Origin of the sequence: Mesorhizobium sp. M0185 (assembly GCF_040322175.1) — a bacterium.
Lineage (GTDB): Bacteria > Pseudomonadota > Alphaproteobacteria > Rhizobiales > Rhizobiaceae > Mesorhizobium.
The window spans coordinates 78912-94406 of record NZ_JAMYSY010000016.1 but is presented as its reverse complement, the minus strand read 5'-3'; the positions used below and the strand labels follow the sequence as shown (position 1 = coordinate 94406).

At 62.7% G+C, this 15495-nt stretch carries 18 protein-coding genes; 14 read left to right on the top strand and 4 right to left on the bottom strand.

From position 1 onward, the window contains the following. Positions 1-84: 84 nt before the first annotated feature. Positions 85-2124, bottom strand: a complete 2040-nt coding sequence (locus NKJ20_RS15375) for a lytic transglycosylase domain-containing protein (protein WP_352745057.1) — start codon at positions 2122-2124, stop codon at positions 85-87. A gap of 101 nt (positions 2125-2225) precedes the next feature. Beyond that, complete coding sequence (locus NKJ20_RS15370) at positions 2226-2426, bottom strand: hypothetical protein (RefSeq protein ID WP_352745054.1); 201 nt, start codon at positions 2424-2426, stop codon at positions 2226-2228. 26 nt (positions 2427-2452) lie between these two features. Between NKJ20_RS15370 and dapA the strand changes: the two genes are divergently transcribed. From dapA to NKJ20_RS15350, 4 genes are all read left to right on the top strand, one after another. Continuing rightward, complete coding sequence (dapA, locus tag NKJ20_RS15365; protein ID WP_352449009.1) at positions 2453-3334, top strand: 4-hydroxy-tetrahydrodipicolinate synthase; 882 nt, start codon at positions 2453-2455, stop codon at positions 3332-3334. A 25-nt stretch (positions 3335-3359) separates the two neighbouring features. After that, complete coding sequence (gene smpB, locus NKJ20_RS15360; RefSeq protein WP_023768487.1) at positions 3360-3839, top strand: SsrA-binding protein SmpB; 480 nt, start codon at positions 3360-3362, stop codon at positions 3837-3839. A 106-nt stretch (positions 3840-3945) separates the two neighbouring features. Further along, positions 3946-4674 (top strand): GH25 family lysozyme, encoded by a 729-nt coding sequence (locus tag NKJ20_RS15355; protein ID WP_352745051.1) that lies wholly within the window; start codon positions 3946-3948, stop codon positions 4672-4674. Positions 4675-4781: 107 nt separating this feature from the next. After that, positions 4782-5360 carry a hypothetical protein gene (locus tag NKJ20_RS15350; protein WP_352745048.1) on the top strand — a complete coding sequence of 193 codons (579 nt, stop codon included), beginning with the start codon at positions 4782-4784 and terminating at the stop codon, positions 5358-5360. On the opposite strand, the gene NKJ20_RS15345 is transcribed toward NKJ20_RS15350, so the two are convergent. Further along, the gene (locus NKJ20_RS15345) at positions 5333-6010 is read right to left on the bottom strand and encodes a uracil-DNA glycosylase (protein WP_352745045.1); all 678 of its coding nucleotides are present in this window, start codon (positions 6008-6010) and stop codon (positions 5333-5335) included. The genes NKJ20_RS15350 and NKJ20_RS15345 overlap by 28 nt on opposite strands. Then, positions 6007-6588 carry a LabA-like NYN domain-containing protein gene (locus NKJ20_RS15340; protein WP_352449005.1) on the bottom strand — a complete coding sequence of 194 codons (582 nt, stop codon included), beginning with the start codon at positions 6586-6588 and terminating at the stop codon, positions 6007-6009. The genes NKJ20_RS15345 and NKJ20_RS15340 overlap by 4 nt, the downstream gene beginning before the upstream one ends. A 278-nt stretch (positions 6589-6866) precedes the next feature. Here NKJ20_RS15340 and rpoZ point away from each other — a divergent pair, with 278 nt between their 5' ends. From rpoZ to NKJ20_RS15290, 10 genes are all read left to right on the top strand, one after another. Continuing rightward, positions 6867-7268 (top strand): DNA-directed RNA polymerase subunit omega, encoded by a 402-nt coding sequence (rpoZ, locus tag NKJ20_RS15335; protein WP_023677773.1) that lies wholly within the window; start codon positions 6867-6869, stop codon positions 7266-7268. A gap of 111 nt (positions 7269-7379) precedes the next feature. Next, positions 7380-9608 carry a RelA/SpoT family protein gene (locus NKJ20_RS15330; RefSeq protein ID WP_023677772.1) on the top strand — a complete coding sequence of 743 codons (2229 nt, stop codon included), beginning with the start codon at positions 7380-7382 and terminating at the stop codon, positions 9606-9608. 86 nt (positions 9609-9694) lie between these two features. Then, positions 9695-10273 carry an orotate phosphoribosyltransferase gene (gene pyrE, locus NKJ20_RS15325; RefSeq protein WP_352449004.1) on the top strand — a complete coding sequence of 193 codons (579 nt, stop codon included), beginning with the start codon at positions 9695-9697 and terminating at the stop codon, positions 10271-10273. Positions 10274-10286: 13 nt separating this feature from the next. After that, positions 10287-10667, top strand: a complete 381-nt coding sequence (locus NKJ20_RS15320) for a VOC family protein (protein WP_352745042.1) — start codon at positions 10287-10289, stop codon at positions 10665-10667. Positions 10668-10898: 231 nt separating this feature from the next. Further along, a complete protein-coding gene (locus tag NKJ20_RS15315; RefSeq protein ID WP_023677769.1) occupies positions 10899-11480 on the top strand; it encodes a DUF2062 domain-containing protein in 582 nt (193 codons plus the stop codon). Next, positions 11477-11890, top strand: coding sequence for a holo-ACP synthase (gene acpS / locus NKJ20_RS15310; RefSeq protein WP_023719885.1), 414 nt, complete (start codon positions 11477-11479; stop codon positions 11888-11890). Before NKJ20_RS15315 ends, acpS begins: the two co-directional genes overlap by 4 nt. A gap of 77 nt (positions 11891-11967) precedes the next feature. Then, positions 11968-12717 carry a signal peptidase I gene (gene lepB / locus NKJ20_RS15305; RefSeq protein ID WP_352449002.1) on the top strand — a complete coding sequence of 250 codons (750 nt, stop codon included), beginning with the start codon at positions 11968-11970 and terminating at the stop codon, positions 12715-12717. A gap of 4 nt (positions 12718-12721) precedes the next feature. After that, on the top strand, positions 12722-13447 hold the full coding sequence (rnc, locus tag NKJ20_RS15300; RefSeq protein WP_352449001.1) for a ribonuclease III: 726 nt from the start codon (positions 12722-12724) through the stop codon (positions 13445-13447). Then, positions 13444-14370 carry a GTPase Era gene (gene era, locus NKJ20_RS15295; protein ID WP_023677765.1) on the top strand — a complete coding sequence of 309 codons (927 nt, stop codon included), beginning with the start codon at positions 13444-13446 and terminating at the stop codon, positions 14368-14370. The genes rnc and era overlap by 4 nt, the downstream gene beginning before the upstream one ends. Before the next feature lie 367 nt (positions 14371-14737). Then, positions 14738-15442 (top strand): antitoxin Xre/MbcA/ParS-like domain-containing protein, encoded by a 705-nt coding sequence (locus NKJ20_RS15290; RefSeq protein WP_352745038.1) that lies wholly within the window; start codon positions 14738-14740, stop codon positions 15440-15442. The last annotated feature ends 53 nt before the right edge of the window (positions 15443-15495 follow it).

Genomic DNA, 15495 nt, shown 5'->3' with positions numbered 1-15495 from the left:
AGCGTTGTCGGAACCAAGCTGGAGCACCCCTCATCCGACCGAGCTTCGCTCGGCCACCTTCTCCCACAAGGAGAGAAGGAAAGGCTAACCCCGGCCGTTCACCAGATCTCCGACAATATCGTACTTGCCGGAGATACGCATCTTGTAGACCTCGTAATTCTCCATCACGCGCTGAACGTAACTTCTTGTTTCCGTATAGGGAATCCGCTCGATCCAGTCGACGACTGCATCGACGTCCTTGCCGCGCGGGTCGCCGTATTTCGTCACCCACTGGGCGGCGCGGGCGGGGCCGGCATTATAGCCGGCGAAGGTCAGCACGTAGGAGCCGTCGAAGCGGCCGAGCTGCTCGCCGAGAAAGGCGGCGCCCAGCGTTGCATTGTAGCCGGCATCAGTGGTCAGCCGGGCCTGCGAGAAAGTCATGCCGGCCTTCTTCGCCAATTGCTTGGCCGTGCCTGGCATCAGCTGCAGCAGTCCGCGTGCGCCGGCGCTGGAGACGGCGCCGATGTTGAACTCGCTTTCCTGGCGGGCAATCGCATAGGCCAGCGCCTTGCCCGAGCCGGAAATGTTGGCGGTGTCGGGAATGACGCCGAGCGGATGCGACAGCGCGCCGACGTCGATGCCACGTGCGCCGGCGATCTTGCCGACCTTCAGCGCCATGAAATGGTTGCCTTGTCTTTCCGCCAGCATCGCAAGCAGCGCCAGTTCGCCGGGGCTGCTCAACTGCCCGGCAAGGTCGCGGTAGAGGGTTTCGGCATAGCGGTCATAGCCTGCCTGCTGCAGCCGCTCGATGGCGCTGACCGCCTCGCGGGTGGCAAAATTCCGGCGGTCGGCGGCACTTGGCTGGGGGTAGACGATGTTGAGGGTCTGCCGGCCGACGCGCTCGCCGGCGAGCTGGCCGTAAAAGGTCGTGCCGTAGCTGGCGGCGCGGCTGAAATAATCCTTGGCACTGCCGGGACCGCCGAGTTCGGCGGCACGGCCGAGCCAGTAATAGGCGCGCGACAGCGACATCGGCCCTTGGGCGAGCTCCGCGATTTGCGCAAAATGCTTGGCGGCGGTGCTCGGGTCGTTGAGGCCGCGCAGCGCGTACCAGCCTGCATGGAATTCCGCCTCGGCAGCATTGGCGGGACTTTCGGCGGCATGCGCGGCGACTATTCTGTAGGCGGTCTTCATGTCGCCCTGGTCGACCAGCTCGCGCGACAGCACCCGGCGTTCGACCCACCAGGCGTCCGGATCGACCAGAGCGTCGCGGTCGCCCGGCGCCTTCAGCACCAGCGCGGCGGCATCGGAAAATTTCTGTTGCTTGCGCAGATATTCGGCTTCGGCAAACAGATAGCCGGCCGCCCGCTGCGCTGCCGGCACCGCCTTCAGCAGCTTGGCCGCGTTCTTGTCGCCTTTGGTGACTGCCGCCCAGGCATCGGCCAATTGCTGGGCGCCGGCGAGACCGGCGACGCGCAGCGCCGAAGCGACCCGATCGGCATAGAACATGCGCTCCATGCGGAAGCGATGGTCGGCGGCCGGGATCAGCGCGCCGAACTCGCGGATGACCGCCGCCTCGTCCGTGGCTTCGAGCTTTTCGGTGCGCCAGAATGGCGACAGCACCGAGCGCGCCGCCTTCGTATCGCCCAGCGCTACATAGGAGCGGGCAAGGATCACCACGCCCTCGAAGGTCAGCGGCTGGCTGCCGTCGAACGCCCGCACCACGACCTGTGGCGCGGGGTTCTCGCGATAGAGCGCGCGCTCGCTGTTCTTGCGCAAGGCGATCGTGCCCGGCCAGTTCGGCAGCATCTTCGCGGCATCGGCGATGTCGCCGCTCGGCACCTGGTCGTCGCCATAGAGCGCAATCGCCCAGGCAAGGATGTGCCGATCGAGCGATTTGGCCGGCAGCGCTTCGCGCACTTGGCGCGCGCGCTGAATGTCGTTTGCCGCCAGCGCATCGAGACCGCTCTTCAGCGCCGCGACGCTGGCGGATGGCGAAGGGGACTGCTGCAGTGCATCGTTCTGCGGCTCCGTCATCGGGATCGCCGACGTGACCTGCCCATCGACGCTGCCGCCGATCGCCGCGCCGGGGATCAGCACAACGATCGCGCCGAGAAGCGCGAAAAGATGAGGCCGCCTGGTCGGCATGGATTTGGTCTTTTCCTATTTCTTCGATGCTACAGCTGGCACAGATGAACTGCAGCCTATTCGTCTGTGATGAAGGGCCCGTAAAGAAAACCTTATCGAGGTCATTCGAATTGCAATTGCTGGCGCAATGCTTGCCGGGCAACAATGTCGAGACTATGGTGCGCCGCTTCGCTTTCGGCTAGAAGGCGCGCACGACAAACACCTACAGCGCCGCGCGTCTTCTCAGACGCGCAAAGGACGCTGTAGCAATTTAAATTTGGCGCATGATCCTTTCCGAAATCGACTGCGATTTTCGGGGTCATGCGCTAGTCCCAAGGAGTTGGACGACATGCTAAGAGGCTCGCTGACCGCGCTCGTCACACCGTTCGAAAAGAGCGGCCGTTTCGACGAGAAAGCCTTTCGCGCGTTCATCGCCTGGCAGATCGCCGAAGGCACGACGGGCGTGGTCCCGGTCGGCACCACCGGCGAGTCGCCGACGCTGTCGCATGACGAGCACCGCCAAGTCGTCAAGGTTTGCATCGAGGTCGCCAAGGGCCGGGTTCCGGTCGTCGCCGGCGCCGGCTCCAACAACACCGACGAGGCGGTCGGCCTGGTCCAGTATGCCGAGAAGGCGGGCGCCGACGCGGCCCTTGTCGTCACGCCTTATTACAACAGACCGACGCAGCGCGGCCTCTATGCGCATTTCGCCGCCGTCGCCAAGGCAACCAGCCTGCCGATCATCATCTACAACATTCCGCCGCGCTCGGTGGTCGACATGAGCCCCGAGACGATGGGCCAGTTGGTGCATGACTTCAAGAACATCGTCGGCGTCAAGGATGCCACCGGCAAGGTCGAGCGGGTTTCGGAGCAGCGCGCCACCTGCGGCAAGGATTTCATCCAGCTCTCCGGCGAAGACGCCTCGGCGCTCGGCTTCAACGCGCATGGCGGCGTCGGCTGTATTTCGGTGACGGCAAATGTCGCGCCCAGGCTTTGCGCTGAATTCCAGGAGGCAACGCTTTCCGGTGACTGCGCTAAGGCGCTCGACCTGCAGGACCGTCTGTTGCCGCTGCACAAGGCGATTTTCATGGAGCCCGGCGTTTCCGGCGCGAAATATGCGCTGTCGAAGCTGGGCAAGGTCGAGAATGTGCTGCGCTCGCCGCTAATGACGGTCGAGCCGTCGACCGCCGAGAAGATCGACGCGGCGATGAAGCACGCCGGCTTGATAAACTAGGGATGAGGCGCCACCTCTCCGCATCATGAATCAAGTCAGAAAAGCCGATCCCAACAACAAGACCGTTGCGGAAAACCGCAAGGCGCGGTTTTCCTATGAGGTGCTCGACACGATCGAGGCCGGCCTGGTGCTGACCGGTACGGAAGTGAAATCGCTGCGCCAGGGCCAGGCCAATATCCAGGACAGCTACGCCTCGGTCGAGGGCGGCGAGATCTGGCTGATCAACTCCTATTTGCCGGAGTATCTGCAGGCCAACCGCTTCAACCATGAGCCGCGCCGCCGCCGCAAACTGCTGCTCAACAAGCGCGAGATGGCCAAGCTGGCGCAAAGCGTCGACCGCGAAGGCATGACGCTGGTGCCGCTGAAGATCTACTTCAACGACCAAGGCCGTGCCAAGCTGCTGCTCGCCGTTGGCCGCGGCAAGAAGCTGCACGACAAGCGCGAGACCGAAAAGCAGCGCGACTGGTCGCGCGAGAAGGGCCGGCTGCTGAAGGAGCGAGGGTGAGGAGCGGTCCGCGAAGCGGAGGAAAAGCCAGCGATTTGGCTTTTCGAGCGACGAACGCCCGGAGCCGTAGCGGCGGGCAGGGCGGACCAAAAGGGATAGGTCTCGTTTGAAAAACCGGATCGTCTTATGGGGCGCGGCCGGTCTGCTCGCGGCGGGCCTCGTTCTGGCCGGCGGCTATACCTACTTCCAGACGTTTTCTCCGGACCGCGGCAAATATCCGGTCAGGGGCATCGACGTCTCCCATCATCAGCGGCAGATCGACTGGCGGCGTGTTGCCGCCGACGATGTCGCCTTCGCCGTGATCAAGGCGACGGAAGGCGGCGATCATGTCGACGATGCCTTCGCCGCCAATTTGCGCGCGGCCGGCGCCGCCGGTCTTGCCGTCGGTGCCTATCATTTCTTCACCTTCTGCAGGCCGGGTGCGGATCAGGCACGCAACTTCATCTCGGTGGTGCCGAACGATCAGCCTTTGCTGCCGCCGGTGGTAGACATCGAGTTCGGCGGCAATTGCCCGCAGCGGCCAACTCCCGAACAGCTGAGCGCCGAACTCTCCGCCTTCCTCGGCCCGGTCGAGGCGGCGTTCGGCAAGACGGCGATCCTCTATGTGACCGACGAGGCGGCGCAAGCCTATGCCGGGCAGCTAGCCGGCCGCCCGCGCTGGCTGCGTTCGCTGGCGCTGCGGCCGGGCCATGACAACTGGATCTACTGGCAGTATCACAACCGGGGCCGCGTCGACGGCATCAGCGGCGACGTCGACCTGAATGTTCTCCAGGGCGGACCTGCGACGCTGGCCGCATTGTTTGCCGCAGCGCCTGAAGCGACAGCGTCGGATTGATGCTATTCCTGTCCACCAAAACACCCTCGATGGCACGAAGACAGAGCGACGAAGCGCTCCCCATGTGGCTATTCATATCGCAGGCGGCCTCGTGCTAAGTACATTTGATGCCGGAGCGCCCTTCATCAACCAATGACAGCAACGCCCCGCCTGCTGCGATGGACGGCGGCGACCTCCGCCTGGCATTTGTCTATGCGGAGGCGGTGCGTGGCCTCCAGCACCAGCAGGGCGTGGTTGAAAGTCTCAATACGCGCGCCGGCAATCTGATCTTCGCAACCGCGTTCGCGAGTTCTCTCCTCGGAGGCAGGGCGCTCCTGGATGGCGTGGGGCCTTGGGACTGGCTCGCGCTGACATTGCTTTTTCTTATCGGGCTGCTGGTCGCGATTATGGTGTGGCCGTATTATAACTATACGTTCCGTTTCGATCCAGAGAAGCTGCTCCAGGACTTCGTCGATCAGCACCTCCCGCAACCCTGGACGGGATGCACCGAGCGCTTGCGCTGCGCATCAAATCCGACATGGCCAGCAATTGGCGGATCATCCAACGCCTGCGCGTCGCGCTGCAGCTTGCACTGTTTCTGTGGTTGCTGGATCTCCTGGCCTGGTTGTTCGCGATCGCCCGAATCTAGGCCTCGTGCCCTGGCGGGCGTCGTCCGACTCTATGTCTTCAGAAAAGCTTCTATCTGACTGAAGACGTTGACGAACATCGCTTCAGTCAACACGCCGGTATTGGTGTTGTAGCGCGAGCAATGATAGCTGGAAAACAGCGTGATGCCATTGGCCTGCTGCTGCCCACCATGCCGGAACGGATAGGCGGCAACGCGTTGGCCGAGCGCCCGCACGGTCGACTGGTGCGCGATCGAGCCGAGCGCCAGCACCGCGCGCAGATTTGAAAACCGTGCGATCGTCGGCACCAGGAACGTCCGGCAAGTCGCTATCTCGGCGCCAACCGGCTTGTTCTCCGGCGGCACGCAGCGCACCGCATTGGTGATCGCCGTACCGACAAGCTCCAGCCCGTCATCTGGTCGCGCTTTGAATTCGCCGCGCGCAAAGCCGTGCGCGATCAGCGTGTTGTAGAGCAGGTCGCCGGCAAAATCGCCGGTGAAGGGGCGTCCCGTCCGGTTCGCGCCGCGCAGGCCCGGCGCCAGCCCGACGATCAGCAACCGCACCGCATCCTCGCCTTCCGGCGGCAAAAAGGTCGGCACCGGCGCGTTGAACCAGGACGGCTCACGCTGCCGCCATTCGGCTCTGAAATCATGCAGCCGCGGACAGAGCGGGCAGTCGCGATCGGGCTCGGGAGAGACGGCCGGCGGCGCGGTCAAGGCGACGATCGTCAATAGTCTTCCTCGTCGGCCTCGGCCGGTTCGGGCCGGCGCACCGGCCGCTCCGACGGATCGCGGCCGACTTCGTTCTTGAGTGTCATCAGGTCAATGAAATGGTCGGCCTGGCGGCGCAGATCGTCGGAGATCATCGGCGGCTGCGAAGCCATGGTCGAGACGATCGACACCTTGCGCCCGCGCCGCTGCAGCGCCTCGACCAGCGTGCGGAAATCGCCGTCGCCCGAAAAGATGACATAATGGTCGACGACATCGGCAAGCTCGAGCGCATCGACGGTCAGCTCGATATCCATATTGCCCTTAATCTTGCGCCGGCCGGTCGAGTCGGTGAATTCCTTGGCCGGCTTGGTCACCACCTTGAAGCCGTTATAGTCGAGCCAGTCGATCAGCGGCCGTATCGAGGAGTATTCCTGATCCTCGACCAGCGCGGTATAGTAATAAGCGCGCAGCAGATAGCCGCGTTTCTGGAAGCTCGCCAGAAGTTTGCGGTAATCGATGTCAAAGCCCAGCGCGCGCGAGGTGGCGTAGAGATTGGCACCGTCGATAAAGAGAGCGATTTTTTCACGAGGATCGAACATGGAAAATGTCCTTTTTCGAAATAAGCGGTCGTCTAAATGGGTGGCGACTATCGGCCGGTCTGATAATAGACCTGTTCGCCTTCATCGTTCGAGATAACGCCAGTTTTACGGCAATCCAAGGCACCATGCCGCACCGCAAGCAATTGTGATCGGCGCTGTGTCGTCGCAGGCGGCCCGCGTCAGAGCTGCGCACCGCCATAAAAGCTTGTATTTTGGCGGCGTTCGGGTTATGGACCGCGCCTGTTTTCCATCAAATCCAGGCATGAAAGGGGCAACTCATGGCCCGCGTAACCGTTGAAGATTGCATCGACAAGGTCGACAACCGCTTCGAGCTGGTGCTCTTGGCCGGCCACCGCGCCCGTCAGATCAGCCAGGGCGCGCAGATCACCGTACCGCGCGACAACGACAAGAACCCGGTCGTTGCGCTCCGCGAAATCGCCGAAGAGACGCTGTCGCCGGACGACCTCAAGGAAGATCTCATCCATTCGCTGCAGAAGCATGTCGAGGTCGATGAGCCGGAAGCCGATGGCGAGGCGATTGCCGACCAGACCGGCAGCGCCGTTGCAGCCACCGATGCCGACGACGCCGAGGACAACGTCACCTTCGATCGCATGACCGAAGAAGACCTGTTGGCCGGCATCGAAGGCCTGGTGCCGCCGGAAAAAAGCGACGATTATTGATCTTACCGACAACTGCCGACACTTTCGCGTCGGCAGTTTCGTGGCTATCTATGACATGCGCCGTACGCCAGTGCGGCGCATGATTCATTTCAGCATTGCGAGATCCCGCCCATGATGCGTCAGTATGAGCTTGTCGAGCGCGTGCAGCGCTACAAGCCTGACGTCAACGAGGCGCTGCTCAACAAGGCCTATGTTTACGCCATGCAGAAGCATGGCCACCAGAAACGCGCCTCCGGCGACCCGTATTTCTCGCATCCGCTCGAAGTCGCCGCCATCCTCACCGAAATGCACATGGACGAGGCGACGATCGCCGTTGCCTTGCTGCACGACACGATCGAGGACACCACGGCGACCAGGGCCGAGATCGACGAATTGTTCGGCCCGGAAATGGGCAAGCTGGTCGAGGGCCTGACCAAGCTGAAGAAGCTCGACCTCGTCTCGAAGAAGGCCGAGCAGGCGGAGAACCTGCGCAAGCTGTTGCTGGCGATCTCGGAAGACGTGCGCGTGCTTCTGGTCAAGCTCGCCGACCGCCTGCACAATATGCGCACGCTCGACCATGTGCCGGAAGCCAAGCGCCTGCGCATCGCCGAAGAGACGATGGACATCTACGCGCCGCTGGCCGGCCGCATGGGCATGCAAGGCATGCGCGAGGAGCTGGAGGAGATTGCCTTCCGCTTCATCAATCCGGAAGCCTACCGCGCCGTCACCGCACGGCTGGCCGAAATCTTCGAGCGCAACAAGGGCGTGCTGTCGGAGATCGAGAAGGCGCTCTCCACGCTGTTCGACAAATATTCGATCAAGGCCGAGGTCAAGAGCCGGCAGAAGAAGCCGTGGTCGGTATTCCGCAAGATGGAGGCCAAGGCACTGTCGTTCGAGCAGCTGTCCGACATTTTCGGCTTCCGCGTCGTTGTCGAGACGGTCGAGGACTGTTACCGCGCGCTCGGCGCCATCCACACCACCTGGTCGATGGTGCCCGGCCGCTTCAAAGATTATATCTCGACGCCGAAGCAGAACGACTACCGCTCGATCCACACCACCATCGTCGGCCCGTCGCGCCAGCGCGTCGAATTGCAGATCCGCACCTATCAAATGAACAAGATCGCCGAATACGGCGTCGCGGCTCATTCGATCTATAAGGATACCGGTGGCAAGATGAATGGTGCCGCCCATGCGATCTCGAAGGAAACCAATGCCTATGCCTGGCTGCGGCGCACCATCGAGCAGCTTGCCGAAGGCGACAATCCCGAGGACTTCCTCGAAAACACCAAGCTGGAACTGTTTCAGGACCAGGTATTCTGCTTCACGCCGAAGGGCATGCTGATCGCGCTGCCGCGCGGCGCCACGCCGATCGACTTTGCCTATGCCGTCCACACCGACGTCGGCGACACTTGCGTCGGCGCCAAGGTCAATGGCCGCATCATGCCGCTGATGACGGAGCTGAAGAACGGCGACGAGGTCGAGATCATCCGCTCGAAGGCGCAGGTCCCGCCGGCGGCGTGGGAATCGGTGGTCGTTACCGGCAAGGCACGCTCGGCCATCCGCCGCGCCACCAAGAACGCCATTCGCAAGCAATATTCGGGTCTCGGTATCCGCATTCTGGAGCGCGCCTTCGAACGCTCTGGCAAGACCTTCACCAAAGAAAGCCTGAAGCCGGTGCTGCACCGGCTGGCGCGCAAGGACATCGAGGATGTACTGGCCGCGGTCGGCCGAGGCGAACTTGCCTCCACCGATGTCATGAAGGCGGTGTTTCCCGACTACAAGGACGAGCGTGTCACGCTGGTCGCGCCCAAGCAGCGCGAGGAGGGCTGGTCGAAGATCCGCAACGCCGCCGGCATGCTGTTCCAGATTCCGGGCCGCGCCGCACGCAAGGACAAGAACCAGCCGCGCGACGACGCGGTGCCGATCCGCGGTGTGCGCGGCGATCTGCCGGTGCGCTTCGCGCCGGAAGGGGCAGTGCCAGGCGATCGCATCGTCGGCATCGTGCAGCCGGGCACCGGTATCACCATCTATCCGATCCAGTCGCCGGCGCTGCAGGCCTTTGACGACCAGCCCGAGCGCTGGATCGACGTGCGCTGGGATATTGACGAGCGCACCAAGGAGCGGTTCCCGGCGCGCGTCTCGGTCACCGCCATCAACGCGCCGGGTTCGCTGGCCGACATTGCACAGGTCGTCGCATCCAACGACGCCAACATCCACACTCTGTCGATGGTGCGCACCGCGCCCGATTTCACCGAAATGCTCATCGATCTTGAAGTGTGGGACCTCAAGCACTTGAACCGGCTGCTGTCGCAGCTAAAGGACAATTCGAGCGTCAGCGATGCAAGGCGCGTGAATGGGTGAATAGTGAATAGTGAATAGTGAATAGTGAAGAGGGTGCTCTCACTACCATTCACCATTCACCATTCACCATGGACATGGAGTGAACGATGAACACCGATGAAGTGCTAGGCATTTTCCGCGAGGCCGGCGCCGTTCTCGAAGGGCATTTCATCCTGACGTCGGGCCTGCGCAGCCCGGTCTTCCTGCAGAAGGCGCGCGTTTTCATGCATGCCGACAAGACCGAGCGCTTGTGCAAGGCGCTCGCCGAAAAGATCCGCACTGGCGTGCCCGGCAGGATCGACTACGTCGTCGGCCCGGCGATCGGCGGGCTGATCCCGGCCTATGAGACCTCGCGCCATCTTGGTGCGCCGGCGATCTGGGTCGAGCGGGAAGGGGGCGAATTCAGGCTGCGCCGTTTCGAGATCGCCAAGGGATCGCGCGTTGTTATTGTCGAGGACATCGTCACCACCGGCCTGTCGATCCGCGAGACCATCGACTGCCTGCGCGGCCTTGGCGCCGAAGTCGTTGCCGCCGCATGCATCATCGACCGCTCGGCCGGCAAGACCGATGTCGGCGTGCCGCTGATCGCGCTCGCCGAATATGAAGTTCCGGCCTATCCTGCCGACATGCTGCCGCCCGAGCTCGCCGCCATACCGGCGATCAAGCCGGGCAGCCGCAATATATGACTGAGGCGCTGCCGTGATTGCCGGCATCGATCATTTCGTGCTGACAGTTCGTTCGATGGAAGATACCTGCGCCTTCTATCAGCGCGTGCTTGGCTTCAAGCGCCTCGACGAGCCGGACCGACCAACGGCGCTGCTGTTTGGAACGCAGAAGATCAATGTGCATCAGGTCGGGCGTACCTTCGAGCCGAAGGCCAAGGCGCCGACGCCGGGCTCCGGAGATTTCTGCTTGATTGCTGCCCGGCCGCTCGCCGAGATATGTGCCAACCTCGCCGCCAATAGTGTGGTGATAGAGGTCGGCCCGGTCGAGCGTGTCGGCGCTCGGGGCGCGATGATGTCGGTCTATTTCCGCGATCCGGACGGCAACCTCGTCGAGGTCAGCGAATATCGATCCTAAGTGACGCTCCTTAAATTCGCCGCGATCATACACTGTTCAGAACGGCGACACCCAGGGCCGGCGCGAGCGGCCACCGAGCGGATGCCGTCGGCCTCGTTGTTCTTCGGCCAGCGCATCGCTATATCAAAGTCGTAGTTGCTTTTCGGCGACCGCAGAGCGCAGCATGGGGCTGTCGCGCCCGGCTGGAGAAGCCGGCGTGAAGCTATTGACGGAACTAGGAACAGGAACAGAGTGCTTTTTCGACGGCGCAAGCCTGATGGTTTTTTCGAGCGGGTGCGCACTTATTTGTGGCCGCGCCGCTCGTTCTCGCGCTCGCTGCGGTATTTTTCCAAGCGCATCCTGCGGCTTAGGGCCACGCCGCATGCCGTGGCCGCAGGTGTTGCGGCGGGCGTATTTGCGTCGTTTTTCCCGCTTGGCTTTCACTTCATCATTGCTGCCATCCTGTGCTGGCTGATCGCCGGCAATCTGGTCGCGGCAGCACTCGGCACGGTCTTCGGCAACCCCCTGACCTTTCCGCTGCTATGGGCCGCCTCCTGGGAGGTCGGCAAGCTGATCCTGCATGAACACCTGCCGGCGCATGGCCCGCCCGCGCATCTCGGCGACATGCTGCATAATCTTTCCTTTGCGCAATTGTGGGGACCGGTGCTGAAGCCGATGACGATCGGCGCAATACCGCTCGGCCTGGTTTTCGGCCTGCTGTTTTACGGCATCACCCGCTGGGGCATGGTCACTTTCCACGAGCAGCGCCGCAAGCGGCTGGCCGAAAGAGCGGCAAAGGCTGGAAAAACCGGGCCGGAAGTTCCTGCCGAATGATTATCGGTATAGGCAGCGACCTCATCGACATCAGACGCATCGAGAAGTCGCTGGAACGCCATGGCCAGCGCTTCATCCAGCGCATCTACACCGAGATCGAACAGGCGCGCTCCGAAAACCGCGCGGCGCGTGCGGCCTCCTACGCCAAGCGTTTCGCTGCCAAGGAAGCCTGCGCCAAGGCACTGGGTACCGGTCTGGCGCAGGGTGTGTTCTGGCGCGACATGGGGGTCGTCAACCTGGCCAGCGGCAAGCCGACCATGGCGCTGACCAATGGGGCGGCAGCGCGGCTGGACGAAATTCTGCCTGAAGGGCACCGCGCGGTGATCCACCTCACCATCACCGATGATTTTCCGCTCGCTCAAGCCTTTGTGATCATTGAAGCGTTGCCGGTCGAAGAAGCGCCACATTGATTGCATCTGACCACCGGCATGACGTTGCCCAGCGCGCGCCGAGACTCTATACCATCCAACGCACAATCGAGGACGACATGAGCGTGGCTGAAAAAACCCAGAAGAAATCCGGCGGACTTGGCGAAACCGTCAGCGTCATAGTCCAGGCCCTGCTGCTTGCGCTGGTCATCCGCACGCTCCTGTTCCAGCCGTTCTCGATCCCGTCCGGGTCGATGCGGCCGACTTTGCTCGAAGGCGACTATCTCTTCGTCACCAAGTGGTCCTACGGCTTCTCCCGCTATTCACTGCCGTTCGGGCCGAACATCTTTTCGGGCCGCATCTGGGGCTCAGAGCCGAAGCGCGGCGACGTGGTGGTGTTCAAGTTTCCGCCGGATCCTTCTGTCGATTATATCAAGCGCGTCGTCGGCCTGCCGGGCGACAAGATCCAGGTCAAGGATGGCCAGCTCTTCATCAACGATGTGGGTGTGCCGCGCGTCAAGGTCGGGCAGATCGACAACCACGACATCACCGAGGAGAACGGGCCGGTCGATGTCTATCGCGAGACGCTGCCGAACGGCGTCAGCTACGACACGCTCGACCTGACGCAGGCTTCGATCGGCGACAATACCAAAGAGTTCAAGGTGCCGCCCGGTCACTATTTCATGATGGGCGACAATCGCGACAACTCGTCGGACAGCCGCTTCACCGTCGGCTTCGTGCCGGACGAGAATTTGGTCGGCCGCGCCAACCTCATTTTCTTCTCGATCGGCGGCAGCGCCAGCCCGCTCGAAATCTGGAAATGGCCGTCACTGATGCGCGCCTCGCGCCTGTTCCATTTCGTCAATTAGGGCCATGGCGGCGACGAAACGGCTGACCGCCGATGCGCTCGCCGAGGCGCTCAGGGAGCGCACCGGCCACAGTTTTGGCGACCATCAGCGCCTGCAGCGGGCGCTGACCCATGCCAGCGCTCGCGGCAGTCACGCCGGCATCGACTACGAACGTTTCGAATTCCTGGGCGATCGCGTTCTCGGCCTTGTCGTTGCCGATATGCTGCTGGCGGCATTTCCCGACGCAGCCGAGGGTGAGCTGTCGCTGAGATTGAACGCTCTGGTCAACGCTGAAGCCCTGGCGGAAATTGCCGAGGAGATCGGCCTGCCGGAACTTATTCGCGCCGGTTCGGACGTACGCGGCCTCGACGGGCGCAAGCGCGTCAATCTGCGCGCCGATGCATTGGAATCGCTGATCGCCGTGCTCTATCTCGACGGAGGGTTGGAAGCGGCCCGTGCCTTCATCCACAAATACTGGCAGCCGCGCTCGCAAGCCATTGACGCCGCCCGTCGCGATGCGAAAACCGAACTCCAGGAATGGGCGCATCAGGCGGCAGGCGCAGTGCCGGTTTACATAATCGACAGCCGCGAGGGACCGGACCACGATCCGCTGTTCACCGTTAGTGTCAAGGTCGGCGCCTATCCGCCGGCGACCGGCAACGGGCGCTCCAAGCGCGAGGCGGAGCAGGCTGCAGCCGCGGCACTTCTGCAGCGGGAAGGCGTCTGGCTCAATCAAGGGAGTGCCGCATGACCGCCACCGAAGCTCCGGCAACAGAAGCTCCCGCTACCCGCTCCGGCTTCGTCGCGCTGATCGGCGCGCCCAATGCGGGGAAATCGACGCTGGTCAACCAATTGGTCGGCGCCAAGGTGTCGATCGTGACGCACAAAGTGCAGACCACGCGCGCTATCGTGCGCGGCATTGCCACCCACAACAACGCGCAGATCGTCTTCGTCGACACGCCGGGCATATTCAAGCCGAAGCGCCGGCTGGACACCGCGATGGTGACCACAGCGTGGGGCGGTGCCAAGGACGCCGATATCGTGCTTCTCTTGATCGATGCCGAGCGCGGCATCCGGGGCGATGCCGACGCCATCCTCGAGCGGCTGAAGGATGTCCGGCAGCCGATGGTGTTGATCCTCAACAAGGTCGATCGGGTCAAGCACGAGACGTTGCTGGCATTGTCGGCGGCAGCCAACGAAAGGGTGCCGTTCAAGCGCACCTTCATGGTTTCGGCGCTGACCGGGTCCGGCTGCAAGGACCTGCTCGACTATCTCGCCGAGACCTTGCCGGCCGGCCCCTGGTACTATCCGGAGGACCAGATCTCCGACCTGCCGATGCGCCAGCTCGCGGCCGAGATCACCCGCGAAAAGCTCTATCTCAGGCTGCATCAGGAACTGCCTTATTCCTCCCACATCGAGACCGAGAAATGGGAAGAGAAGAAGGACGGCTCGGTGCGCATCGACCAGACAATCTATGTCGAGCGTGACAGCCAGAAGAAGATCGTGCTCGGCCATAAGGGCGAGACGATCCGCGCCATCGGCCAGGCCGCGCGCATGGAAATCGCAGGCATACTCGAGCAGAAGGTGCACCTCTTCCTGTTCGTCAAGGTGCGCGAGAACTGGGGCGACGATCCCGAGCGCTACCGTGAAATGGGGCTCGAATTTCCGCACTGAGCCTGTTTGGGCGATCCGCAGAGCGGCCTGTTGGCCGCCTCAGGATTCTGAGCGGTCGCCGGGCTGCCCGCTTGGTCGACTTTGCATTTTGAACAACGGCCGAGTCATTCCGGGAGGCCATGCGTCGACCACGTCGTCGACCCGTTCCTCATTGGTACCGGCGCGACGGGAAATTCTGAGCGGTTTCTGAGAAATTTCCGATACTTCATGCAAAACAGGCCAGCTGACCGGCTGGAACTCCTGCCGATACTGCGATCGAGCATGGTTACCGTTTGTCGTCTCTCCGTCATACACCCTGCCTATAGGCTGTGCGAAAGACCCGCTTCCGAGCAAACCGGAACCGGCAGGCAAACAGCCAGATCAGGACATGACCGGGACTTGGAATCGCATCGACCCCATCCGTCAGATCGAGTTTGCAAACGCCGTCGCTGTTGAGATCGAGCGCGTGCTGGCGCGGCAAGGCAAGGTGACGAACAGCGATGCGGTCGTTGCAGCGGGCAGGGTCGCCGGCGCCGTTGCCGCCGCCGTCGCTTTGCTTGCGCCGACCGACATCAGTGCGATCGACACCATGCAGGAAAGATTACCCGGCATGGCGTCGCGTTTCGTGCGGATATTGGCAGCCGAAGCTGCGGAACGCCGTGCCCGGACGCATCTGTCGACGGCGCACGAAGGCCAAGGGGCAGACATCCAACGCCTGGCCGGAACGGGCGACCTCGACTCGATGCGGGTCGAGGACTGGGCCGGTCGGGTCGCCGGGTCGACGTTCCTGCAGCAAAATCTCGGCATATCGCGCTCGACCCTGCATCGCTGGCAGCGGAGCGGCACGGTCGTTGCGTTGCGCACCGGTGGCCGCAAACATGTATTTCCCCTAGCCCAGTTCATCGACGGCAGGCCGGCGCCGGGTATCAAGGAAGTGTTATCCGCGATGCCCGATCCACGGCATGCCTGGTCGTGGCTGATCGGCCCCGCGCCCGGCCTCGCCGGACGTACTCCCATTGAAATGCTCAAACGGGATCTGGTGGCGGAAGTCGTTCTTGCCGCACAGAACGCAGCGATGGCGAAGTCGCCTTGATCTCGCTGCCAACGTTAGAAGTCTATCCAAAAAAGAACACGTAAAAGGAATGT